Origin of the sequence: Microbacterium sp. MPKO10 (genome assembly GCF_026107415.2) — a bacterium.
Classification (GTDB): domain Bacteria; phylum Actinomycetota; class Actinomycetes; order Actinomycetales; family Microbacteriaceae; genus Paramicrobacterium.
In genome coordinates this window covers 515,345-533,319 of record NZ_JAPCHX010000006.1, presented here as the reverse complement: position 1 = coordinate 533,319, position 17,975 = coordinate 515,345, and the positions used below count along the sequence as shown (strand labels likewise).

15 protein-coding genes and 1 tRNA gene are annotated in these 17,975 nt (G+C 62.9%); all 16 read left to right on the top strand.

Features of this window, described 5'->3' with window-relative positions:
- The first annotated feature begins 37 nt into the window (after positions 1-37).
- The 16 genes from OK352_RS16085 (at position 38) to OK352_RS16010 (ending at position 17,895) form a co-directional block, all read left to right on the top strand.
- A complete protein-coding gene (locus tag OK352_RS16085; RefSeq protein WP_372338119.1) occupies positions 38-934 on the top strand; it encodes a ParA family protein in 897 nt (298 codons plus the stop codon).
- Positions 918-1,769, top strand: coding sequence for a segregation and condensation protein A (locus tag OK352_RS16080; RefSeq protein WP_372338118.1), 852 nt, complete (start codon positions 918-920; stop codon positions 1,767-1,769). Before OK352_RS16085 ends, OK352_RS16080 begins: the two co-directional genes overlap by 17 nt.
- Entirely contained in the window at positions 1,759-2,388 is a 630-nt protein-coding gene (gene scpB, locus OK352_RS16075) for an SMC-Scp complex subunit ScpB (protein ID WP_265142511.1), read from the top strand. Before OK352_RS16080 ends, scpB begins: the two co-directional genes overlap by 11 nt.
- On the top strand, positions 2,378-3,232 hold the full coding sequence (locus OK352_RS16070; RefSeq protein ID WP_265142510.1) for a pseudouridine synthase: 855 nt from the start codon (positions 2,378-2,380) through the stop codon (positions 3,230-3,232). Before scpB ends, OK352_RS16070 begins: the two co-directional genes overlap by 11 nt.
- A gap of 20 nt (positions 3,233-3,252) precedes the next feature.
- Positions 3,253-4,350, top strand: a complete 1,098-nt coding sequence (locus tag OK352_RS16065) for a prephenate dehydrogenase (protein WP_265142546.1) — start codon at positions 3,253-3,255, stop codon at positions 4,348-4,350.
- Between the two features lie 2 nt (positions 4,351-4,352).
- Entirely contained in the window at positions 4,353-5,033 is a 681-nt protein-coding gene (gene cmk / locus OK352_RS16060; RefSeq protein ID WP_265142509.1) for a (d)CMP kinase, read from the top strand.
- The gene (gene der / locus OK352_RS16055) at positions 5,026-6,537 is read left to right on the top strand and encodes a ribosome biogenesis GTPase Der (RefSeq protein ID WP_265142508.1); all 1,512 of its coding nucleotides are present in this window, start codon (positions 5,026-5,028) and stop codon (positions 6,535-6,537) included. Before cmk ends, der begins: the two co-directional genes overlap by 8 nt.
- Positions 6,538-6,571: 34 nt before the next feature.
- Complete coding sequence (locus OK352_RS16050; RefSeq protein WP_265142507.1) at positions 6,572-7,486, top strand: NUDIX domain-containing protein; 915 nt, start codon at positions 6,572-6,574, stop codon at positions 7,484-7,486.
- Complete coding sequence (locus tag OK352_RS16045; RefSeq protein ID WP_265142506.1) at positions 7,483-8,325, top strand: DUF1684 domain-containing protein; 843 nt, start codon at positions 7,483-7,485, stop codon at positions 8,323-8,325. Before OK352_RS16050 ends, OK352_RS16045 begins: the two co-directional genes overlap by 4 nt.
- Before the next feature lie 84 nt (positions 8,326-8,409).
- A tRNA-Pro gene (locus OK352_RS16040) sits at positions 8,410-8,486 on the top strand.
- 155 nt (positions 8,487-8,641) lie between these two features.
- Complete coding sequence (locus tag OK352_RS16035; RefSeq protein ID WP_265142505.1) at positions 8,642-8,899, top strand: helix-turn-helix domain-containing protein; 258 nt, start codon at positions 8,642-8,644, stop codon at positions 8,897-8,899.
- Between the two features lie 4 nt (positions 8,900-8,903).
- Positions 8,904-10,085, top strand: a complete 1,182-nt coding sequence (locus OK352_RS16030) for a tyrosine-type recombinase/integrase (protein ID WP_265142504.1) — start codon at positions 8,904-8,906, stop codon at positions 10,083-10,085.
- Between the two features lie 673 nt (positions 10,086-10,758).
- Positions 10,759-12,306 carry a type I restriction-modification system subunit M gene (locus OK352_RS16025; RefSeq protein ID WP_265142503.1) on the top strand — a complete coding sequence of 516 codons (1,548 nt, stop codon included), beginning with the start codon at positions 10,759-10,761 and terminating at the stop codon, positions 12,304-12,306.
- Entirely contained in the window at positions 12,303-13,796 is a 1,494-nt protein-coding gene (locus OK352_RS16020) for a type I restriction-modification system subunit M (protein WP_265142502.1), read from the top strand. Before OK352_RS16025 ends, OK352_RS16020 begins: the two co-directional genes overlap by 4 nt.
- Positions 13,793-14,959, top strand: coding sequence for a restriction endonuclease subunit S (locus OK352_RS16015; RefSeq protein WP_265142501.1), 1,167 nt, complete (start codon positions 13,793-13,795; stop codon positions 14,957-14,959). Before OK352_RS16020 ends, OK352_RS16015 begins: the two co-directional genes overlap by 4 nt.
- The gene (locus tag OK352_RS16010) at positions 14,959-17,895 is read left to right on the top strand and encodes a type I restriction endonuclease subunit R (protein WP_265142500.1); all 2,937 of its coding nucleotides are present in this window, start codon (positions 14,959-14,961) and stop codon (positions 17,893-17,895) included. The genes OK352_RS16015 and OK352_RS16010 overlap by 1 nt, the downstream gene beginning before the upstream one ends.
- Positions 17,896-17,975: the final 80 nt, after the last annotated feature.

Sequence of the window (17,975 nt, the reverse complement as noted above, 5' to 3'; positions counted from 1 at the left end):
GTACAATCGAGCACGACCACATCACGAGAGACGAAGAATGAGGCACGCAGTGGCCACAATCGACAACACCGCGGCCGCGGCAGACGAATCGCGCCCGGAGCTCGGACCCACCGGTCGCCCTCGCCGCGAGTTCGCGGAGCCGCAACCGCTCGGCGGGCACGGTCCCGCCCGCGTGATCGCCCTCTGCAACCAGAAGGGCGGCGTCGGAAAGACGACGACCACCATCAGCGTCGGCGCGGCACTGTCCGCGTACGGGCGTCGTGTGTTGTGCGTCGACTTCGACCCTCAGGGCGCGCTCTCCGCCGGATTGGGCGTGGCCACGCACGATGACCTGACGATTTACGACCTGCTGCTGTCGAACAAGAACGACCCTCGTGACGCGATCAAGTCGACGCACGTACCGGGCCTCGATGTGATCCCGGCGAACATCGACCTGTCTGCAGCCGAAGTGCACCTCGTCGGTGAGGTTGCGCGCGAGCAGATTCTCGCTCGCGTGCTGCGCAGCGTTTCGCAGGATTACGACGTCGTGCTGATCGACTGCCAGCCCTCACTCGGCCTCCTCACCGTCAACGCTCTCACGGCGGCACACGGTGTGCTGATCCCGCTCGAATGTGAGTTCTTTGCCCTGCGCGGCGTCGCCCTGCTGATCGAAACGATTGAGAAGGTCAAAGACCGACTGAACCCCGCGCTCACGCTCGACGGGATCGTCGCCACCATGTTCGACGCCCGCACGCTGCACTCGCGCGAGGTGCTTGACCGGGTCGTCGAGGCGTTCGGCAACGACGTGCTGGAGACCGTGATCGGTCGCACCGTGAAGTTCCCGGATGCCTCGGTCGCGGGTGTTCCCATCACCGAGTTCGCCCCCGAGCACAACGCCGCGAAGGCTTACCGTCAGCTCGCCCGGGAGCTGGTTGCGCGTGGCGCCGTCGCGTGACGTGCCCGCGCCGGCTCCCGACCTCGATGACGGCACAGAGCCGACGGGGGAGTCGGGCGGATTCCGCGTTGCACTGAGTAACTTCGAGGGACCGTTCGACCTGCTGCTCTCGCTGATCAGCAAGCACGAACTCGATATCACCGAGGTCTCGCTCTCTCGCGTCACCGATGAATTCATCGCCTACCTGCGCGATGTCGAGACGGAGAAAGAGCTCGACCAGGCATCCGAATTCCTCGTGGTCGCGGCAACGCTGCTCGACCTGAAGATCGCTGGACTTCTGCCGCAGGGCGAGCTCGTCGACGCGGAAGACGTCGCGCTTCTCGAGGCCCGCGACCTGCTGTTCGCTCGACTGCTGCAATATCGCGCGTTCAAAGAGGCGTCCACGTGGTTTGCGCACAGCTTCGACGCCGAAGACTCCCGGCACGCGCGCACCGTCCGGCTCGAGCAGAAGTACCGTACACGTACGCCCGAGCTGGTCTGGACGCTCACGCTCGACGATTTCGCCGCACTGGCAACCCTCGCTTTCACACCGAAAGAGATCCCGGTCGTCGGCCTCGACCATCTGCACGCCCCGCTCATCAGCATCCGAGAACAAGCGGCGTATGTCGTGGGCATCCTGCGGGCCGGGGAGCCCGTCACCTTCCGGCAGCTCATCGCGGGAGCTGAAGAGAAGGGCGTCATCGTCGCCCGATTCATTGCTGTGCTCGAACTGTACCGGCACGCCGCGCTATCGTTCGAACAGGTTGAGCCGCTCGGCGAGCTCACCCTGCGGTGGACGAACGAGCAGTGGACGGAAGAGAATCTCGCGAATCTGGGAGCAGACTATGACGGATGATCAGAGACGAGACGACGACACGGATGCTGTCGAGGCAGCGTCTGGCGAGACGACACTCACCGCCGACATCGACTTGGACCGCGCAATCGAGGCGCTGCTGATGGTGGCGGACGAGCCGCAGAGCGTCATGGGACTCGCCACCGCGCTGAACGTCCCCGTGAAGCAGATCTCTGCCGCGATCGAGCGGCTCGTGGACGACTACGACGGTGTGACCGGCAGCATCCGCCGGGGATTTGAGCTGCGCGAGGTCGGCGGCGGGTGGCGCGTGTACGTGCGCGAAGACTACGACGACGTCGTGGCCGCTTACGTCTCAGAACAGAACCCGAGCAAGCTCTCACAGGCTGCGCTCGAGACGCTCGCCGTCATTGCCTACCGCCAGCCGATCTCTCGCGGCGCCATCGCCTCGATCCGCGCCGTGAACGTGGACTCGGTGGTGCGAACGCTTCTCGGCCGTGGGCTGATCACCGAGGTCTTCACAGACAGCGAGACCGGGGCCATCAACTACGGCACCACGGATCTGCTTCTGCAGCAGCTCGGAATCAACTCGCTCGATGAGCTGCCGCCGATCTCGCCACTGCTTGCCGATGGATCGGAGGGATTCGACGACGATGTCAGATAGCTCTTCTCACGAGAATATGGGCGTGCGCCTGCAGAAGGTGCTCGCCGCGGCCGGTGTCGCCTCGCGCCGTGTGTGCGAGCAGTACATCGCCGAGGGCCGGGTCAGCGTCAACGGCGAGACAGTGACGGTTCCCGGCACCCGCATCGACCCCGAGACCGATCGTGTCGCGGTTGATGGTCGGGCCGTGCAGCTCGACACGACGAAGCGGTACATCATGCTGAACAAGCCGCGTGGCATCGTCAGCTCGATGCGCGACGAGCAGGGGCGCCCGGACCTGTCACGCTTCACTGCGCACCTTGAGGAGCGTCTCTTTAACGTCGGCCGACTCGACGTCGAGACGTCGGGTCTGCTGATCCTCACCAACGACGGCGAGATCGCCCACGTTCTTGCGCACCCGTCATTCGGCGTCGCGAAAACGTATGTGGCCAAGGTGAAGGGTGCTGTTGAACCGCGCACGCTCACTGCCTTGAAATCGGGGATCGCCCTCGATGACGGCCCGATCGCCGTGGACGCCGTGCGCGTCCTCGACAATCACGGGACGCAGTCGAGCCTTGTTGAGCTCACCATTCATTCGGGACGCAACCGCATCGTCCGACGGATGATGGCCGCCGTCGGGCATCCCGTCGTCGACCTGGTGCGGCGCAGCTTCGGCCCGTTGCATCTCGGAACGCTGCGCGCCGGAGAGATGCGCGAGCTGACGAAGGACGAGCTCGGCGGCATCCTGACGATCGCGCGCAACGCAACGGTCACAGGTGAGATCGCGTGGAAAGACTATGAGGCGGGGGTGGCAGGCGCGGCCGCATCCGAGTCAGCGCCGCACAGCGGGCAGAAAGGAACGTCGTGAGCTCAACTTCACGGCCAGGCATCGACAGCTCGTCATATGGGACCCGGCTCGACGCGCGTGTGCGCGTCGTGGGCACAGGGCTGCTCGGTGCGAGCATCGGGCTGGCCTTGACTGGCCATGGTCTCGATGTGGCGCTTGCAGACGCTTCGCCGTCGCAGCTGAAACTCGCAATCGACTACGGGGCCGGACGTGCCGCGCGTGACGACGATGATCCCGACCTGGTCATCGTCGCCGTCCCTCCCGACGTCATCGCCGATGTCGTCGCAGCCGAGCTGACGCGGTTTCCCCGTGCCGTCGTCACGGATGTGGCCAGCGTCAAGTCCGCACCGTACCTTGAGCTGACGAACCGCGGGCTCGATCTCACCCTGTACATCGGCTCGCATCCCATGGCAGGTCGCGAACGTGGCGGAGCGATCTCGGCACGAGCCGATCTCTTCGTCGGGCGGCCGTGGGTGGTGTGCCGTGATGATGACACGCCGCGACGTGCGCTCGCCATCATTGAGGATCTCGCTCTCGACGTGGGCGCAACGCCGATCGAGATGACCCCGGACCAGCATGACGAGGCCGTTGGCCTTGTGTCGCACGTGCCGCAGCTCGTCGCAAGCCTGCTCGCAGCTCGCCTCGTCGAAGCTCCAGACGATGCTCTGCGGCTGACGGGTCAGGGGCTCCGCGACACCGTGCGCATCGCCTCGAGCGATCCAGCGCTGTGGGTGCAGATCCTCGGTGCGAACTCCGCGCCTGTTGCTGAGGTTCTGACGGCTCTGCGCTCTGATCTTGACGCCGTCATCGGCGCGCTTGATGCCCCGGACGCCCGCGGCGCCCGTCGCCACCTTGCCGACACGTTCGCGGCGGGCAATGCCGGTGTCTCCCGTCTCCCGGGCAAGCACGGACAGGATCGCCGCTTCTCGCAGATCGTCGTCATGGTCGATGACACTCCGGGGCAGCTGGGACGACTTCTCACCGAACTGGGTGAGATCAACGTCAACATGGAGGACCTTCGCCTCGAACACTCGCCGGGTACGGCGGTGGGACTGGCTGAGATCAGCGTCCTCCCCGAGGTCAAGCAGCGCACCATCGAGGATCTCGAGGCGCGCGGCTGGCGGATTGCGAGTGTGTGAGTATGGCCGAGATTTTCGTGGCGATCGACGGTCCGGCTGGGTCGGGGAAGTCCAGCATCTCGAAGCAGGCGGCGCGACGTCTGGACTACAGCTATCTCGATACGGGGGCGGCATATCGTGCCCTGGCCTGGTGGGTGCTCGAGCGCGGGCTGTCGGCATCAGACAGCGCTGCGATCGTCGATGCGCTTCCTGATTGGGATTACAGCATCGGTATCGACCCCGACGCGTACGTCGTCATGGTCGGCGAGACCGACGTCACCGACGCAGTCAGAGAGCCACGAGTCTCGGGCGTCGTCAGCAGTGTGGCGCGCGTTCCCGAGATTCGTGAGCACGTCAACGCGATGTTCCGCGACATCATGCGTTCTGCGCCGACGGCGGGAATCATCGTCGAGGGTCGCGACATCACCACGGTGGTCGCACCGGATGCTCCCGTGCGCATTCTGCTGACGGCCTCCGAAGAGGTTAGAATGGCCAGACGCTCAGCGGAGCTGACGACAGAGAAGGCGACGGATGTCGCTGATCAGCTGCGCAAGCGCGACGCCGCAGACTCGCGCGTCGTCGATTTCATGACCGCGTCAGATGGCGTCGTGACCGTCGACTCGACAACCCTCAACTTCGATCAGACCGTCGATGCAGTGCTCGACGTGATCGCCCAGCAGACCGCAAGGACCTCACATGGCTGACCAGACGCCCGACGACGACCAGTACGGCGAGGACACTCTCGCCGAAAACCTGGAGTCGCTCGACGAGACGGATATCGAGCAGCGCGCGGCAACCCTGCGCCAGGGTCTTGATGATTATGACCTTGATGAAACCGACATCGAGCTGCTCGAGGCCGCGGCGGAGGGCCCCGAGGCGATCCGCTACCTGCCGACACTTCCCGTCGTCGCGATTGTGGGGCGGCCCAATGTGGGAAAATCGGCGCTCGTCAATCGCATCCTCGGTCGACGTGAAGCCGTCGTGGAAGACACCCCCGGCGTGACCCGCGACCGCGTGTCGTACCGCGCCGAATGGAACGGCCGTCACTTCACGATCGTCGACACCGGCGGATGGGAGCCCGACGCAAAGGGCATTGACGCGTCGGTGGCGGCGCAGGCCGAGGTCGCGATCGATCTTGCGGACGCTGTCATGTTCGTCGTCGACGCCAATGTGGGAGCAACGAGCACAGACGAGCACGTCGTGCGTCTTCTCCGCAAGGTAAAGAAGCCCGTGTACCTGGTCGCGAACAAGGTCGACGATGTGCGGCAGGAGCCGAACACCGCCGACCTGTGGTCTCTGGGGCTCGGAGAGCCGTACGGCGTGTCAGCGCTTCACGGTCGTGGCGTCGCAGACCTCCTGGATCGCGTACTCGACAAGCTCCCCGAGGTGTCCGCCGTCGCCAAGCGTGAAATCGGCGGACCGCGACGCGTCGCGATCGTCGGCCGACCCAACGTCGGCAAATCGAGTCTTCTCAATAAAGCGGCAGGCGAAGAACGCGTCGTTGTCAACGACATCGCGGGCACCACGCGCGACCCCGTCGATGAGCAAGTCGAGATCGCAGGAAAGGTGTGGCGGTTCGTCGACACTGCCGGCATCCGGCGCCGTGTTCATATGCAGCAGGGCGCAGACTTTTACGCCTCGCTGCGCACCAGTGCCGCACTCGAAAAGGCCGAGGTCGGCGTCGTCGTCATCGACGTGAGCGAACCGATCTCCGAGCAGGACATCCGCATCGTCGACCTCGTCCTGCAGTCCGGGCGAGCGCTTGTACTGGCGTTCAACAAATGGGACCTGCTCGACGATGAGCGTCGCTGGTATCTGGAGCGCGAGATCGAACAGGATCTCAGCCATGTCTCCTGGGCTCCGCGTGTCAACATCTCCGCGACGACCGGACGGCACCTCGAGAAGCTCGTCCCCGCCCTGGAGCGCGCTCTCGATTCGTGGGATACACGCATCGCGACCGGCAAGTTCAACGCATTTCTGGCGGAACTCGTCGCCGAGCATCCGCATCCGCTGCGCGGTGGCAAGCAGCCCCGCGTGCTGTTCGGCACGCAGGCGTCCACGCGTCCGCCGACGTTCGTGCTGTTCACTACCGGCTTCCTCGACCCCGGCTATCGTCGATTCATCCAGCGTCGCCTGCGAGAGATCTACGGTTTCGAGGGCAGCCCCATCGTGATCAACATGCGGGTACGAGAACGACGTAAACGATAGGGCCCCGGGGCTCGAGCCGTGAGAGTCTTGGAGGGTGGCACGAAACATCCCTCCGGCTCCAGGCGAACCTCGACGTCCATTTGGCCCCCGCGATTCGGGCGATGCCTGGGTGGAGGGGGAGCGCGGGCGCTTCTGGGGGCGCTATGGCGCCGCCGGGTTGCTTGCGTGGGATCCCTCTCGGGGTGTCCTCCTGCAGCACCGTGCCGAGTGGAGCGACCAGGGCGGAACCTGGGGGCTTCCCGGCGGTGCGCTGCACGCGGGTGAGGGAGCCATTGACGGTGCCCTCCGCGAGGCACACGAAGAGGCGGCGGTTCCCGCAGGACAGCTGAAGCCCTGGGTGATGTCCACATTCTCGGTCGGCTACTGGAGCTACACGACTGTCGTTGCCGAAGTGCTTGCCCCCTTTGAGCCGCAGATGAACGACAGCGAGAGCATCGCGCTCGAATGGGTTCCCGTCGAGAGCGTTTCCTCGGCGCCGCTCCACCCCGGATTCGAAGCATCGTGGCCGAGTCTGCGCCCCCTGCTCGGCAGGCAGCCGCAGCTTGTCGTCGACGCCGCGAACGTTGTCGGATCGCGGCCCGACGGCTGGTGGCGTGATCGCTTTGGCGCCGCCGAACGGCTGCGTGACAGGCTCGACGCGCTGGCCGTCGCGGGCGTGGCCGCTGAGGCAGCATCCGGTCTTCTCTGGTCTCCGGACATTCTCATGGTCGTCGAAGGGCGCGCGCGAGGCGTAAGCAATTCCGCTCATGTCCGCGTGGTAGACGCCCCGGGCGAGGGAGACAATGAGATTGTGGACCAGGTGGCCGCGCTGATCGCCGGCCAGGCAAAGCAAGATGTGACGGTGATCACGAGCGACCGAGAGCTGGCCGCTCGTGTCGAAGACCTGGGAGGGCGTGTGCACGGAGCAGCTTGGCTGACGGAGCGCATCGACGCGGTGACGGATCGATGACCGATCTCGAGAGGCTCCGCGGCGAATGGAGTGCGTGGCGAATCGAACGCGCAGCACAGATGACCGGCCCGCGCAGCCCGCTTGCGTTCGTCTGGGGTGCTCACGTCACGGAACCCAACACCGTCGTTCCGCCCGCACCCGGCCGCTGGTCACCGCTCGACGGGGGCCGAGGGCTCCGGGTCACCGCTGAGGCTTCTGATGGAATCTCGATCAATGGGGAGGCTGTCGACGGCACAGCCGAGCTGTACTGGCTCGCGCTCGACGGTCCCACGACGGCTTCCTTCGCCGACGGCAGCGAGGGCGTTGTCTTCAGCTATGACGGCACGAAATTCGCTCTGCAGGTCTGGGATGCCCGCGCCGAGCGCCTCCAGCGCTTCGACCATATCGACGCGTTTCCGTATGACGCACGGTGGGTTGTGCCCGCGCGCATCAAAGAGCCGGAGGTGAGCCGCACGGTGGCGATCTCGCATTACCGCGACCCTCGGCCAGTTGAGGTGCCCGTCGTCGCCGAGGTGGTGCTTACGGTTGATGAGCGGTACTACATTCTGCAGGCCACGGAGCATGAGGATGCGTTGAGCATTCCGTTTCGCGACGAGACGAGCGAGTCGAGTTCGCACGGGTCGGGTCGCGTTCTGAGATTGCCCCTGACAGGCCCGGATGCTGTCAAGGTCGGCGATGTCGCGTTTGTCGACCTCAACCGTGCGACGCTGCTGCCGTGTGCGTTCAGCCCCGCCTGGAACTGCCCGCTGCCGCCCGCGGATAATGTGCTCCCGCTCGCGATCGACGCGGGCGAGAAATGGCCGGCGGATGCTGCCGGGCAGCCACTTGATCTCGGCTGACCGCGACACGTCCCTGCGGTGGTCACAAGCACTGTCTCAGACACGGTAGACTGGACGAGTTGTTTCCGGCCCGGCCGGCAACATCGGGTTGTGGCGCAGCTTGGTAGCGCACTTGACTGGGGGTCAAGGGGTCGCAGGTTCAAATCCTGTCAGCCCGACCAAAGAATCGCGGAAACTCAAGGGTTTCCGCGATTTTTTCGTAGGTGAGATTTGATCCGGTCATCACAAACCCATCTTTTTGACACGCCGAGGGGGCACCCGGACGACAGCCGCCTGGCAGGGCCCCGACCGCCCCGGTTGTGTACGGTCAGCTGCGATGCGCGCCGTGCACCTGTTCGTTATGGACACCGAAGCACAGCCCACCCCGTGGGGCCTGGAGCCCCTGATCGATGTCGGCGAGTTGGCCACGTATTTGGGCATCCCCGTCTCGACGATCTACGACTGGCGCACCCGCGGCCTCGGCCCACCCGCGTACCGTTTCGGCAAGCACCTGAAGTTCGCCGTCTCCGACGTACGTGTCTGGATCGAGCAGCAACGCGACGGCGCCCAAGCGCCCCCGTTCGACGGGAGGTGACGCGATGAGCCGCCCACGCCTCACCATTGGCACCTTCGGCACGATCGGGTTTCAGACCGCGTCGAACGGTCGCGTGACCGCCCGTGCGAGGTATCGCGACTGGGATGGAAAGTCCAGGCTCGTGCAAGCCACCGGCGACTCGAGGCGCGCCGCCGAACAAGGGTTGAAAGCGAAGCTTGCCGAGCGCACGCTCTACCAGCCCGCAGGCATCGGGCTGACTGCCGACAGTCCGTTCCCCGACCTGGTGGCGTACTGGCTGGAAGATCTCGATCTTGAAGATCGGCTCTCGACCACTACCTGTCAGCTGTACGAACGCAACATGCGCACGCTCGTGATGCCCGCGTTCAAAGACCTCACGCTGCGTGAGATCGGCGTGGCGCGCTGCGACCATTTCTTGAAGCAGCTTGCGAAGCAAAGCTATAACCGTGCCAAGCAGGCCCGGGTGGCATTGCGGCTCGCGCTCGGGCTCGCGGTGCGGCACGAGGTGTTGCCGCGCAACCCGATGGATCACGTCTCACGGCTCCGGAAACCCCCGACGACACCCAACGCACTCACCCCCGCCGAGGTAAACGCCATCCGCACCGCGATCGCGTTCTGGGAGACCGGGCTCTCACCCACCGGGCCGAAACCGGACGGGCAGCTCGGCGCGATCGTCGAGGTGATGCTCGGCACGTCAGCACGCATCGGTGAGGTGCTCGCGATCCGTCGCCGCGATATCGACATCGTGAGCGCCCCGCCGTCGATTCGCATTAACGGCACCATCGTCGCGCACCGCGGCGAACCGACCCAGCGGCAGGACCACCCCAAGACCGCGAAATCCAGACGCACCGTCGCACTCCCCGCGTTCACTGCCGAGGCGGTGCGGCTCAGGCTCACCCGCCGAGATGATGCCTCGCTCGATGCACTGTTGTTCTGCAATCGTGACGGTGGCCCGCTGACCACGAACAACGTGCGCAGGCAGCTTCGGCACGTGCTCGACATCGCGGGCATCGAGGGCGTCACGCCACACATGTTTCGTCGCACGGTTGCCACCGCAATCAGCAATGAGGCTGGCGTCGACCTTGCCGCCGAACTACTCGGGCACACGGACCCGGCGATCACGGTGCAGCACTACATCCGCCGCAACGAGATGGTCAACCCGGCGACCGCTGAGATGCTTGAACGCGCCTTCGGGAGGGAATCGTAGACAATATCGGTAGCTCGGCGTACCTTTGCAGCATGGTCGCCGACCTTGGGTGTTCCGCTCGCTCCGCGACAAAAGCGGACCCCAGGTAGCGTGACGGCCCCGCAAATTTTGCGGCACCGTGACAAAACCCGCAGAATTCGCGGTTCCGCCGAATCGGCGGGACCGTTGATCCTGCGAAATCAGGCTTCCTGCGGGTCTTGGAATGACGATTGAGGGTGGGCGCGTCCCCGGCGCCCACATGTATGGTCGTCCAGCTCAGGGCTACTTCGAACACACAAGGGTTCGACGTGGGCATGACCGCATCCTCCCGCTAGTGCTCATTCCAATGAATAGGTGCACACCATCTCCCAAGGAGCCGGTCATCCGCCGATACGTCGCCTTGACCTGCCGTCTCCGAAGCTGCCACGCCTCTGGCAGATCGAGGAAGCATACGATCCGAAGAGCCTGTTCTGAGCTACTCAACCATGATCTGCCAGACGCGTGGGCACGTGTGATATACAGTGGAAAGCAACATTGACTCTTTCTTCACTCCTATTGTGCATCGCATCCCCGGGGCGCCGCCCGGCAATCACCAGCCATTCGCGAGACAATGTCGCTACTGACAATTACTATTAGGTACGAGGCGGCACTGCGCCTGTCCAACAAAATTAAGATTGCGTAGCGAGGGTGTTCATTGACAGAGGATGAGGCGCGGCAGGCAGCGGCAGCACTGAGTGCAGCGAGTCAAACTCCTCTGGGACAGAGTGAACTAGAGAGCTACCTCGCTGGCGCTGCCGATCTCCTCCGAGGAAGCATTGATCAAGCGGACTTCAAAGCTTATATTTTCCCGCTGATGTTTTTCAAGCGGATCAGCGACGTCTACGTCGAGGAGTATGCACAGGCGCTCAACGACTCCGGCGGTGATCGCGAGTTCGCAGCCTTTGCTGAAAACCACCGGTTTGCCATCCCTGATGGCATGCTCTGGACAGACGTGCGCGAGAAGACAGAGAACATCGGCACGGCGCTGCAGACCGCGTTCCGAGAGATCGAGAAGGCAAACCCCGAGACGCTGTATGGCATCTTCGGCAATGCGAACTGGACGAACAAGGACAAACTGCCTGACCGCAAGCTTGCTGACCTGATCGAACATTTCTCGACAAGGACGTTGAGCAACGCGAAGGTCGCCCCTGATGTGTTCGGCAACGCCTACGAGTACCTCATCAAACGATTCGCGGACCAGTCCAACAAGAAGGCCGGCGAGTACTACACGCCCCGTTCGGTCGTGCGCCTGCTGGTGAACATCCTCGATCCGCAAGAGCGCGAGAGCGTCTACGACCCCGCCTGCGGGACGGGCGGCATGCTGATCGACGTCATCGATCATGTGAAGGAAGCTGGCGGTAGCCCCAAAACCCTGTGGGGCAAGCTCTACGGGCAGGAGAAGGTGCTTGCCACCTCCGCGATCGCTCGGATGAACCTGCTGCTCCACGGCGTGGAGGACTTCAAGATCGTCCGCGAAGACACGCTCCGCGACCCTGCGTTCTATACCGGCAACCGACTCGCTCAGTTCGACTGCGTTGTCGCCAACCCGCCCTTCTCCTTGAAGAACTGGGGCGATGTCGAATGGGCGACCGACCGGTGGGGACGCAACCAGCTCGGCGGTGTGCCGCCCAAGGGATATGCCGACTGGGCGTGGGTGCAGCACATGCTCACGTCCGCCGACCCCGTCAGCGGTCGAATCGCCGTCGTACTGCCCCAGGGGGCCCTGTTCCGGCAGGGGGCCGAAGCGCGTATCCGCACGCATATCCTCAAGGCACACAAGATCGAGGCCGTGATCGGCCTCGCGCCCAACCTTTTCTACGGCACCGGGCTCGCCGCGTGCGTGCTGATTCTGCGTCAACAACGGCCTGCCGATCAGCAGAACAGGGTGCTATTCATCAACGGGGAAGACCTGATGAAGAAGGGCCGCAACCAGAACACCCTCGAACCCGAGCATGAGCAAGAACTGTTCGAGGCGTATGCCGGCTTCGCCGACATCGACGGGCGAGCACGTGTGGTTGACCTCGAGGAGATCGCGAGCAACAACTTCAACCTCAACATCCCGCTCTATGTCGCGCCCCCTGATGATGGCGAGAAGATCACGCTCGCAGCCGCAGTCGCCAACCTCGAAACCGCACACGCGCGGGCGAAGGAGACACGCGCGGCGCTGGAAGCCGAGCTCGCGAAGTGGGGGTTGAGCGCGTGAGTAACCGGATCAGCCAGCGCGAGCTTGAGAACTACCTGTGGGGTGCGGCGGTCATCCTCCGCGGGCTCATCGATGCGGGCGACTACAAGCAATACATCTTCCCGCTCGTGTTCCTCAAGCGCATCTCCGATGTGTACGACGAAGAGCACGCGGCCGCGCTTGCGACCTATGGCGACGACGAACTGGCGGATCTGCCGGAGAACCATCGCTTTGCGATCCCGAACGGGTGCCACTGGGACGACGTCCGGTCCGTGACCGAGAACATCGGTGCCACCGTGCTGCGTGCGATGCGCGCGATCGAGTCCGCGAACCCCGACACGCTGCCGGGTGTGTTCGGCGATGGCGACTGGGGGAACAAGAACCTCCTCCCTGACGCGACGCTGGCAGACCTGATTGAGCACTTCTCTACCCAGACGCTTTCTATCGCGAATCTGCCCGAGGATGAACTCGGGAACGGGTACGAGTACCTGATCAAGAAGTTCGCCGACGACTCCGGCCACACCGCTCAGGAGTTCTACACGAACCGCACCCTCGTTCGCCTCATGACTCTCATGCTCGAACCCGAGCCCGGCGAGTCGGTCTACGACCCAACCTGCGGCACCGGCGGGATGCTCATCTCAGCCGCAGCTGAGGTTAAACGCCAGGGCAAGGAGTGGCGGAATCTCAGGCTGTACGGGCAGGAACTCAATTACGGGACGTCCGCGATCGCGCGGATGAATCTGTTCCTGCACGGGATTGCAGACGGGCAGATCGCCCACGGCGACACGCTCTCTCGGCCCGCCTTCCTAAACAGCAAGGGCGGACTGCAGACGTTCGATGTCATTCTCGCGAACCCTCCGTATTCGATCAAGGCATGGAACCGTGAAACGTTTGCGAAGGATCCCTTCGGCCGAAACATGTGGGGTGTGCCGCCGCAAGGGCGAGCGGACTACGCGTTCTTCCAACACATCGCGAAGAGTCTCGACCTTGAGACCGGGCGCGCTGCCATTCTCTTCCCGCACGGGGTCTTGTTCCGCCGCGAGGAGGCTGCCTTGCGTGAGGCGCTGGTGAAGTCTGACCTCATAGAATGCGTGCTCGGGTTGGGCGCCGGACTGTTTTACAACAGCCCTATGGAAGCCGTGGTCGTTACGCTGCGGGCAACGAAACCCGCGGAGCACAAGGGCAAGGTGCTGTTCGTCAATGCCGTCAATGAAGTTGCGCGTGAACAGGCGCAATCCTTCCTTCGCGATTCGCACCAGGAGAAGATCCTTGGTGCGTACCGAGGCTTTGCTGACCTCGACGAGTTCGCCGCCGTTGCCACGCTTGAAGATATTGGTGGCAAGAATTACAGCCTCGCGATCCCGCTCTATGTGGCTGAGGCTCGGGGTGCGGATGCCGGGGAGCAGATCGATGTTGGCGATGCGGTTACTGATTGGCGCACCGCTGCTGACGCCGCCGATTCTGCCGTCGCGAATGCGATCGCTCTCATGCAGGCTGAGGTAACACCATGACACTCTCACTCGACAAGTCCGCATGGAGGCGCGTCGCGTTTGGAGACGTTGTGCTCAACGTCAATGAGACCGTCCGTGACTTCGAAGCAGCCGGCATCGATCGGGTCATTGCGATGGAGCACATGAACCCCGGCGAGCTGAGAATCAGTCGTTGGGGATCATCGGCAGACGGTACGACTTTCGCGCGCCGAGTGAAGCCTGGCCAGACGCTCTTCGGGAAACGTCGCGCCTATCAGCGGAAAGTTGCGTACGCCGAGTTCGACGCGATCTGCTCGGGAGACATCTACACTTTCGAGGCGGATGAAAGTCGGATACTCGGCGAGTTCTTGCCCTTTCTCGTGCAGTCCAACGAGTTCTTCGCCCACGCCCTCGGTACCTCGGCCGGATCTCTCTCACCACGCACAAATTGGCGCGATCTCGCGCACTTCGAGTTTGACCTACCGCCGCTCGACGAACAGAAGCGCATCGCGGACCTCCTCTGGACAATCGAAGGAGCCAAGCAGACCGCAAAGTCAGTGGCCACTGAACTCATGTCTCTCGCCACCGCGACATTCGAGTTCGCCGCAACCTCCGCAACTCCAGGCCGACTTGCCGATTGGGTGGAAAGAATTGACGCGGGTAGGAGTCCGCGCGCCTCAGCGGAGCCTGCGAAGGGTGGGGAATTGGGCGTGTTAAAAGTCAGCGCCGTCGGCCACGATACGTTCAAACCTGGCGAGAACAAGTTGCTTCTCAACGCCGCAGAATTCCGTGCATACGACAGCATTCGTGCCGGAGATGTGCTGGTCACTCGAGCGAATGCAATCGTTGACAACGTCGCGCGGCCATGCCTTGTCGACGGCGACTACCCCAACCTTATGCTCAGCGACAAGACTCTGCGGTTGGTACCGAAGTCTGGATACCCCGCACGGGTGCTCTTGGCCGCCCTTCGCTCTCCTGGATATAGGTCGTACGTCCGTGAAGTCGTAAATGGGACCGAAGCCAAGAACATTTCCCAGGCCAAGATCCTCGCGGGGCCCGTGCCCACACTCAGCGAGGACAAGATCGAGCAGGTCACGAATGCCTTGTCCGCACTGGATGCGGCAATCTCATCTGTCAACTCGGAGGCGAGAGCGCTTACTGCGTTGACGGGTTCGACGCTTCTCGATGTTTTCGGAGGGATCTGATGGCCCAGTTCAACGAGGCAAACACGGTGCGTGATTACATCCGTGACCTGATCGCCACACCCGACGTGCAATTCTTGCCAGGCAGCGAACTTCCGCGCCGGACGGACGAGGTACTCCTCGAAGGTCTCGTCACGGCGGCACTGATCCGTCTGAATCCGGAGATCGAAGCAGACCCACGTAAGGCAGACGAGGTCATCCACGTGCTTCGCGCAATTCTGATCTCAGCTCGGAACAGCCCCCATCCGGTTGTCGCGAATGAAGAGCTCATGGCATGGTTGACCGGCCAGAAATCGATGCCATTCGGCCCCAACGGCGAGCACACGACCGTCCGGTTGATCGACTTCGATCACCCCGAGGATGATTCGTCAAATCAGTGGATCGTTTCTACCGAGGTCACGTTCCAGTTGGGTCGGCTCGGTAAGCGGTTCGATCTCGTACTGTGGTGCAACGGGTTCCCGCTGGTGATTGGTGAAGCCAAGACGCCGATTCGTGCCGCGTACACGTGGATCGATGCCGCGGCACAGATCCACGATGACTACGAGGCCAGCGTTCCGCAGTTCTTCGTGCCCAACGTACTGTCGTTCGCCACCGAAGGCAAAGACTTCCGCTACGGATCGGTCGGCATGCCCGTTGAACTGTGGGGAACGTGGCGTGAAGAAGAGGCTGATCCTGACGCGCCCGCGAAGGTCGGGCTTGAGGTCGTCAGGGACGCCGTAAATGGTGTGCTGGCACCGGCATCCGTTCTCGATTTCTTACGCTTCTTCACGGTGTTCGCAACAGATTCGAAGCACCGCAAGATCAAGGTGATCGCGCGGTTTCAACAGCTCCAAGCAACGAACTTGATCGTGCAGCGTGTGCTGCACGGCGCAGTGAAGCAGGGCCTCATATGGCACTTCCAGGGCTCGGGCAAGTCGCTACTGATGGTGTTCACCGCGCTGAAGTTGCGTGCGATGGCCGAGTTGACAAATCCGACGATCCTGATCGTGGTCGACCGCATAGACCTAGACACGCAGATCACCGGAACGTTCAACGCATCCGATGTTCCGGGTCTCGTCTCGGCAGACTCCCGCAAGGAACTACAGACACTCCTGAGCCAGGGTGCGCGGAAGATCATCATCACCACGATCCACAAGTTCGGTGAGGTGGAAGGCGTACTCGATGACCGGCAAAACATCATCGCGATGGTCGATGAAGCGCACCGGTCCCAGGAAGGCGACTACGGACAGCGGATGCGCCAGGCTTTGCCGAACGCGTTCCTGTTCGGTCTCACCGGCACCCCGATCAACAAGCGAGACCACAACACGTTCATGTGGTTCGGTTCCTCTGAAGATGCGGGCGGCTACCTTTCCCGCTATTCGTTCCAAGACTCTGTTCGAGATGGTGCAACCTTGCCCCTGCACTTCGAGCCACGACTGTCGGAGATCCATTTGGATCAGGAGAACATCGACACTGCCTTCGAGGAGCTCGCTGAAGAGCGCGGATTGAGCGAGAACGAGAAGATCACTCTTTCGAAAAAGGCAGCATCCATTGAGGTGCTCATCAAGGCGCCCGAACGCATCCGGCAGATAGCCGAAGACGTCGCCGCCCACTTCACCACGAAGGTCGAGCCGGAGGGCTTCAAGGCGCAGCTCGTCGCATACGACAAGGCATCCTGCGTGGCGTACAAGGCCGCCCTCGACACAATGCTGCCGCCCGAGGCATCCACGATCGTCATGTCAAAGTCACGCACGGACCCGGCCGACTGGGCCCAATGGACCCCTGGTGCCGACGAGTTGGAACAGGTGCTCGCCCGGTTCAATGACCCGTCTGATCCGCTGAAGATCATCATCGTGACGGCGAAGCTACTCACGGGGTTCGACGCACCGATTCTGCAGACGCAGTACCTCGACAAGCCGTTGAAAGAACACACGCTGCTGCAGGCCATCACCCGCACGAACCGGGTGTACCCGCCAAACAAGACACACGGGCTGATCGTCGACTACCTCGGCATCTTCGACGACGTCGCGAAGTCTCTCGCATTCGATGAAGCATCCGTGCAGCACGTCATCACCAATATCGAGGAGCTCAAGTCGCAACTTGCGCCGGCGATGTCTGCCGCACTGGCGTTCTTCCCCGGAGTGGATCGCTCGGTCGGGGGCTACGAGGGATTGATTCAGGCTCAGACCGCGATCGCGGACGACGCCACCAAGGATGCCTTCGGCCTTGCCTACAGCGTGGTGTCGCAGTTGTGGGAAGCGCTGAGCCCAGACCCGATGCTGCGTGAGTTCCGTGATGACTACCGCTGGCTCACCGATGTGTATGAGTCGGTGCGGCCGGCCGACATCACCGGGCGGCTTGTTTGGCACGCTCTGGGCGCGAAGACCATCGAGCTGATCAATGAGAACATCACTGTGGAGATCCCCCAGGGTGAAGAAACCATCGTGCTCGACGCTCAGACGATCGAAGACCTGATGACCGGCAAGCGCGCCGACGTGTCGGCTGAGGAAATCGAGAAACAGATCACCGCACGCATCGCCCGCCACCTGAACAACCCTGTCTTCATCGAACTCGGGCAACGTCTCAACATACTACGCGAGCGATACGCCGACATTCAGCAGTCCAGCCTCGAGTTCCTCCGTGAGTTGCTCGAACTCGCCCGAGATACCGTCGCCGCCGAGAAGGCGGAGAATGAGGTCCCTCGCGAAGAGAAGGGCAAAGCTGCGCTCACCGAGCTATTCGAAGCGCTCAAGGGTGACGAGACGCCAATCATCGTGTCCAACGTTGTTGACCGCATCGACGAAGTTGTGAAGGCGGTGCGGTTCGATGGATGGCAGTCCACGATCGAAGGGGATCGGGAAGTGCGGAAGGCTTTGCGGCAGACGCTGTACGTGCAGTTCAAGATTCGTGACAACGACGTCTTCGAGAAGGCGCTGGGGTACGTGCAGGAATACTACTGATGAGGAACAATAGCGTCGGAGACTCCCTGCAGTTTCGTTTCGTCTCCTTGGTGCCTCTGTCCGGCGCGGGACGTGGTTCA

What these genes read in the sequence shown, in the direction of transcription:
- OK352_RS16030 (WP_265142504.1), top strand. Translation starts at nt 8,904, where the DNA reads ATGAGCCGCCCACGCCTCACCATTGGCACCTTCGGCACGATCGGGTTT.
- cmk (WP_265142509.1), top strand. Translation starts at nt 4,353, where the DNA reads ATGGCCGAGATTTTCGTGGCGATCGACGGTCCGGCTGGGTCGGGGAAG.
- OK352_RS16070 (WP_265142510.1), top strand. Translation starts at nt 2,378, where the DNA reads ATGTCAGATAGCTCTTCTCACGAGAATATGGGCGTGCGCCTGCAGAAG.
- OK352_RS16035 (WP_265142505.1), top strand. Translation starts at nt 8,642, where the DNA reads ATGCGCGCCGTGCACCTGTTCGTTATGGACACCGAAGCACAGCCCACC.
- scpB (WP_265142511.1), top strand. Translation starts at nt 1,759, where the DNA reads ATGACGGATGATCAGAGACGAGACGACGACACGGATGCTGTCGAGGCA.
- OK352_RS16015 (WP_265142501.1), top strand. Translation starts at nt 13,793, where the DNA reads ATGACACTCTCACTCGACAAGTCCGCATGGAGGCGCGTCGCGTTTGGA.
- OK352_RS16085 (WP_372338119.1), top strand. Translation starts at nt 38, where the DNA reads ATGAGGCACGCAGTGGCCACAATCGACAACACCGCGGCCGCGGCAGAC.
- OK352_RS16045 (WP_265142506.1), top strand. Translation starts at nt 7,483, where the DNA reads ATGACCGATCTCGAGAGGCTCCGCGGCGAATGGAGTGCGTGGCGAATC.
- OK352_RS16010 (WP_265142500.1), top strand. Translation starts at nt 14,959, where the DNA reads ATGGCCCAGTTCAACGAGGCAAACACGGTGCGTGATTACATCCGTGAC.
- der (WP_265142508.1), top strand. Translation starts at nt 5,026, where the DNA reads ATGGCTGACCAGACGCCCGACGACGACCAGTACGGCGAGGACACTCTC.